Annotated in this window: 6 protein-coding genes; 3 read left to right on the top strand and 3 right to left on the bottom strand. The window is 44.2% G+C overall.

Features of this window, described 5'->3' with window-relative positions; translation table 11 throughout:
* Positions 1–1,019: glycogen debranching enzyme N-terminal domain-containing protein (locus OGM63_RS23270; RefSeq protein WP_263748045.1), on the bottom strand; the 1,019-nt coding region annotated here is incomplete at its 3' end.
* Positions 1,020–1,160: 141 nt separating this feature from the next.
* Between OGM63_RS23270 and OGM63_RS23265 the strand changes: the two genes are divergently transcribed.
* The 3 genes from OGM63_RS23265 (at position 1,161) to OGM63_RS23255 (ending at position 3,385) form a co-directional block, all read left to right on the top strand.
* Positions 1,161–1,772 carry a peroxiredoxin gene (locus OGM63_RS23265; protein ID WP_263748044.1) on the top strand — a complete coding sequence of 204 codons (612 nt, stop codon included), beginning with the start codon at positions 1,161–1,163 and terminating at the stop codon, positions 1,770–1,772.
* 272 nt (positions 1,773–2,044) lie between these two features.
* Positions 2,045–2,587 carry a peroxiredoxin family protein gene (locus OGM63_RS23260; protein ID WP_263748043.1) on the top strand — a complete coding sequence of 181 codons (543 nt, stop codon included), beginning with the start codon at positions 2,045–2,047 and terminating at the stop codon, positions 2,585–2,587.
* A gap of 135 nt (positions 2,588–2,722) precedes the next feature.
* Positions 2,723–3,385: a glutathione S-transferase family protein gene (locus tag OGM63_RS23255; protein ID WP_263748042.1), complete on the top strand. Its 663-nt coding sequence runs from the start codon at positions 2,723–2,725 to the stop codon at positions 3,383–3,385.
* A gap of 88 nt (positions 3,386–3,473) precedes the next feature.
* Here OGM63_RS23255 and OGM63_RS23250 read toward each other — a convergent pair whose 3' ends face one another.
* Both OGM63_RS23250 and OGM63_RS23245 read right to left on the bottom strand, forming a co-directional pair.
* Positions 3,474–4,475, bottom strand: a complete 1,002-nt coding sequence (locus OGM63_RS23250; protein ID WP_263748041.1) for a DnaJ C-terminal domain-containing protein — start codon at positions 4,473–4,475, stop codon at positions 3,474–3,476.
* Between the two features lie 172 nt (positions 4,476–4,647).
* On the bottom strand, positions 4,648–5,172 hold a 525-nt coding region (locus OGM63_RS23245; protein ID WP_318528532.1), incomplete at its 5' end, for an AAA family ATPase.

Below are 5,172 nucleotides of genomic sequence, written 5' to 3'. Positions count from 1 at the left end.
GGGGGGGAAAAGATATTTCCCACGTTCTGTGTATCTCCAAGGAGTCTCCTTGGAGTCTCCTTGGAGTCTCCCTTGTTTTTCCCTCCTCCACACCACGCTTCCCCCACTCCTCCCACTCCACATGCAAAAATCTGGGAAAGTCTTTCCTGTTCTGCTTCCAAAGCTTGTGCAAAGGTTTCTGAAGTCAAGACATCTGACGTGGGTTCGGGAAAACCTACTCGTGCTTCTAAAGTGACTGCATCTCCTGGATTGAGAGCGACTGTTAAATAACCAGGACTGAACAAGTCTTCGCGATCGCCTAATCCCCGCTGTGTCTCTTCTAACAATTGATAATTCCAATACCAAACGGTGTCTGGTTGGTAATTTCCGAGTTGCCAGCGCAAATGCCAAGGTGTGCCGAAGTTGCCGGAATTTCTCGCTTGCAGACACACTTGCTGTTGTCCTAACATTTGTGAGAAGTGTAATTCTTTAGTTGCTATGAGTTGATGATGAAAATCGCGATCGCCTATTAGCAGTCGCAGCCTTAAAATTGCCGCATCTTTACCCTCATAGCGATAGTGAATCAAAATGCGATGAGTTATAGAGGAGGGGGGGATGGGGAGATGGGGAGAGTTCTGGAGTGTCCGAGTGTCCGAGTGCGAGAAATTCCCCCCCAAACCCTCTTGCCCCTCTTCTTGAACCATCCCAGAAGGCATGAGCAATTGTCTGCTTAACTGCCAGTCATCCTCACCCCAAATCCATTTTGGGACTGGGTTAATCTCAAAAGAGCGTTGCAATTTATATCCTGTTGGCTCAACTTGACCGCTACCCCAAAAATTTGTCCCTAGTGCCACTACCCGTCTCGGTAGTTCCAGACTAGCTTCTAGGTGCGAAAACAACAGGGTGCGTCCGGAAGGTGGACTGGTAGCGGCAATCAGCCAGCCGTGATAAGTGCGCGTGCGTACATCAGAAACTGTACCACTGGCAAAACTTCCCATGCCATTGGTTAGCAACCATTCTCTTGTATCTAAATCGTTCATGGGCTACTCAAAATCGTTATGACTATGATATAGTCGTAACAGATCGTAATTAAAACTGTGATGGCTTGGAAAGGTGAGTTTTAACGCTCCCCAAACTACTAAGCTGATAGACAAATATAAGTTCTTTGGAGAATTAAGTTAATGCCCCTCACTTATTCAGCAGAAGGATGCCTTCGGGTAGGTCAACAGGCTCCCGACTTTACAGCAACCGCTGTGGTAGACCAGGAATTTAAGACAATTAAACTGTCGGAATATCGCGGCAAGTATGTTGTCCTGTTTTTCTACCCCCTAGACTTTACCTTTGTTTGCCCGACAGAAATCACAGCATTTAGCGATCGCTACGAAGAATTCAATAAACTGGAGACCGAAATTCTTGCTGTTTCCGTTGATAGCGAGTTCTCCCATCTGGCTTGGATTCAGAGCGAGCGCAAGTTTGGTGGAGTTGGCGATCTCAATTATCCTCTAGTATCTGACATCAAGAAAGAAGTTAGCGCCGCTTACAACGTTCTTGATCCAGCAGCAGGTATTGCCTTGCGTGGTCTGTTCATCATCGATAAAGATGGTGTCATTCAGCACGCTACCATTAACAACCTAGCTTTTGGTCGCAGCGTCGATGAAACTCTGCGGACATTACAAGCAATTAGACACGTCCAGTCCAACCCCGACCAAGTTTGCCCTGCGGGTTGGCAACCCGGAGACCAAACAATGGTTCCCGACCCAGAGAAATCCAAAGTCTACTTCGCTGCTATCTAATCGCAAAGAAAGCAAAATTCCATCCGCAGTTTAATTGGGACACAATACATAATAACCACAGATGAACACTCTTATAAACACGCAAGATAAATTAATTGGTGTTAAGTTCGGTGTTTATCTGTGTTTTCTTATGAGGTAATAGTTAGTAGTTGGTGGTTAGTGGTTAGTTGGTCGTAGCGAATAAGCATTTTTATTCAGTTGAAAACTAACATTTTAAAAGCGTAAAAATCTCAACTTATATTTTTTATCATTTACTTACAGGAAATAACATTGTGCTGACTTCAAATGATTTTAGGGGCTTATTTAACGAGCGCTTCTGGAGCAACTTTCTGCCAATTCCAGCGACAAGTAAGCTTTTTTTGGGAGTAGCAACACCAGATTTTCAACTACCAGATATTACCAACGGCACATTAGTAAAGTTATCAAATTACAGAGGTAATCAACCAGTATTACTTGCCTTTACACGCATCTTCACCGAAAAGCAATATTGTCCCTTTTGCTTTCCTCACATCAAAGCATTAAATGAGAACTATGAGCAATTTACAAATCGTGGTATAGAAGTTTTGATGATTAGCAGTACCGACGAACGGCAAAGTCAAATAGTCATTAGAGATTTAAAATTAAAAATGCCTCTACTGAGCGATCCTACCTGTCGTGTCTTTCGTACATATAAAACTGGGCAAGCATTAGGCGCACCTTTACCAGCGCAGTTTATGTTAGATAAACAAGGCAGACTACGCTATCGGCATTTATTTTCCTTTTTGGATCATAACGCCAGCATTGAGACATTATTAGAGCAGTTTAATGAATCGTAGTAAGCACGGAGAGTGCTTAAATCTACAAGACTTTTAAGCACGGAGAGTGCTTAGTACGTTAGATTTTTTCCGGTAGTTCTACACCTTATAATTAAGCTTGTCCATAGTCTTTTCATAAAACGGTGAGGTTTTGTTATGATCAAGCTATATCACGCACCAATTTCACCAAATTCGCGCCGTGTCTGGATTACGCTACTTGAGAAAAAAGTTGAGTTTGAACTGGTAGAAGTTAAACTTGATGGGGAACAGTTGAAACCAGAGTTTTTAGCGGTTAACCCCTTTCACCACATTCCAGTTTTGGTGGATGACGGCTTTAATTTAATAGAATCCTTGGCAATTTTAGAGTATTTAGAAGCAAAATATCCCACCCCTGCAATGTTGCCTAAAGATGCAAAGGATTTAGCAATTGTCAAAATGGTGGAACTAGTGACTGTTAATGAATTGTTGCCGGCGACAACTCCACTGTTTCCAGTGATGTTAGGCTTGCCTGGAGATCCAGAAAAAATCGAGCAGGGAAAGCAGAAAGCGTCAATAGTATTCAAGTTGTTTGAAAATTTACTTGACCATCGCCCTTACTTTGGCAGTGAAAATTTAACTCTTGCCGAAACTGTTGCCGGAACTATTATACCCTTATTGGCAGGGCTTGGCGTGTCTTTAAGTGATTATCCCAAATTGAGTGCTTGGTGCGATCGCTTGATGGCACGTCCGACGTGGCAAACTACCGAAGCAACCCCAGAAATGATTCAAGACTTTAAGTCTATCTTCCAAGCTCGAATGGCGCAATCAAATCCAGGTTGAAAAATTTTGGATTATTGCAACCGCAGATACACGCAGATACACGCAGATAAAAATCCGCGTTTATCTGTGTTCATCTGCGGTTCAAACTTTACAGCTTAACTTGCTCTAAATGACTGCGAGGATTGTAAGTACGGATAGCGCGGAGTTTTTCATAATATTCGCGCTCTTGTTGGCTGAGGTCTTTTGGTGGAGCGATCGCCACTTTCACTAACTGATCGGAGCGTCCACCCTTGGGTAAATGCCAACCTTTACCGCGCAAACGCAAAGATTGACCAGAACGCACTCCAGCAGGCAGCTTGACATTAACCATACCATCAGGTGTGGGGACATCAATTGAGGCTCCCAAGGTGGCTTCATCTGGGGTAATTGGCACTTCACACACCAAATTATCGCCTTCAAATTGATAGAACGAGTGCGGCTGAAGTTCTACGCGCAAGTATAAATCGCCTCGTTGTTGATTGAAAGGATTAATTTGACCTTTGCCACGCAAACGCAGACGAGTACCGGATTTAGCACCTGCGGGAATGCGGACATCAATTGTTTCGTTATTTAAACTGAAGCGTTTTTGGACACCGTGAAAGGCTTCACCGAAAGTTAAAGCGATCGCAGCTTCGCTATCGGATGCCGTAGCACCCGCACTTGGATCTTGAAAGCCAAAATCGTTAAAGCCACCAAAACCAGTTTGTCCGTTTGTGGAAGTGCTGTAAGAATAGTTTTGTTGTCTAGTACGACTGCCTGTACTGCCACCAAAGCGTCCTAACAACTCATTGATAAACTCGTCAAAGCTGCCGTATTGACCGAAGTCAAAATTGCCCATATCGACACCAGCACCACCAGAAGGAAAGCCTTGACCAACCTTATTCCAGTATTGACCGAATTGGTCATATTTTTTACGTTTGTCTGTGTCTGACAAAACTTCGTAAGCTTCATTAACTTCTTTGAAGGTTGCTTCTGCCTGTTTGTTGTCAGGATTGACATCAGGGTGATACTTGCGAGCTAGTTTACGAAAAGCTTGTTTAATTTCTTCTGGAGTGGCAGTTTTATTAACTCCCAAAATTGCATAATAGTCTTTAAAATCGGTTGTAGCCATCTATCAGCCTCCTATAGAAATTCCCGTTAAGTTTTTATGTAAGATGTGAGATAAGTTGTTTCCCAGGTATAATGCCACGCAAACAAACTATGATTTTAAATTAACAAACATACTTCAAAAATCAAGTGGGGTTGTTGCTGACACTATGAGGGCAATTTCCACACCTTTCGTCCTAAAAGTTGCAATACTCCCGCGCTGGAGAAAACCAAACCAGCTCGTCTAGTCCCTCCTCCAAGCTTGGGGGTGCATCCCGGAGTTGACGATGCATCCGAAAGATGACTTCTTCAGGAACCGGGTTCAGCCGCTTTTTATTACGTGCCAAACACAGCCAAATCGGTGTATCCAGCCACATCCCGGTAATGTGAGTAAAACCTAACTCGCGGGCTGTATAAATGACTTCGCGCCGGTTGCGTCGTGGGGCATTGGTAGCATCATAAATTGCTGTGCTATGCGTCGTCACTGCCTGGTGAAGTTGCCGCTGAATCTCTCGCCAAACCCGCATCCACACTCCCTGAATCGCCTCATCACCAAAAAGTTGTCCCCGGATGGCATCGCTAGAAATCAGCTGTCTCTGGGGACACTCTATCAGTAATTCTTTCGCTAAAGTGGACTTCCCGCTACCAGGAAGACCAATTAGCAACAAGAGTGCTGAGGGGGGGAAGCGTGGTGTGGGGGAAGCGTGGTGTGGGGGAAGCGT

The organism is Plectonema radiosum NIES-515, assembly GCF_025753815.1.
Classification (GTDB): domain Bacteria; phylum Cyanobacteriota; class Cyanobacteriia; order Cyanobacteriales; family Nostocaceae; genus Hassallia; species Hassallia radiosum_A.
The sequence above is the reverse complement of the archived record's forward strand: the minus strand, read 5'-3'. Positions and strand labels throughout refer to the sequence as shown.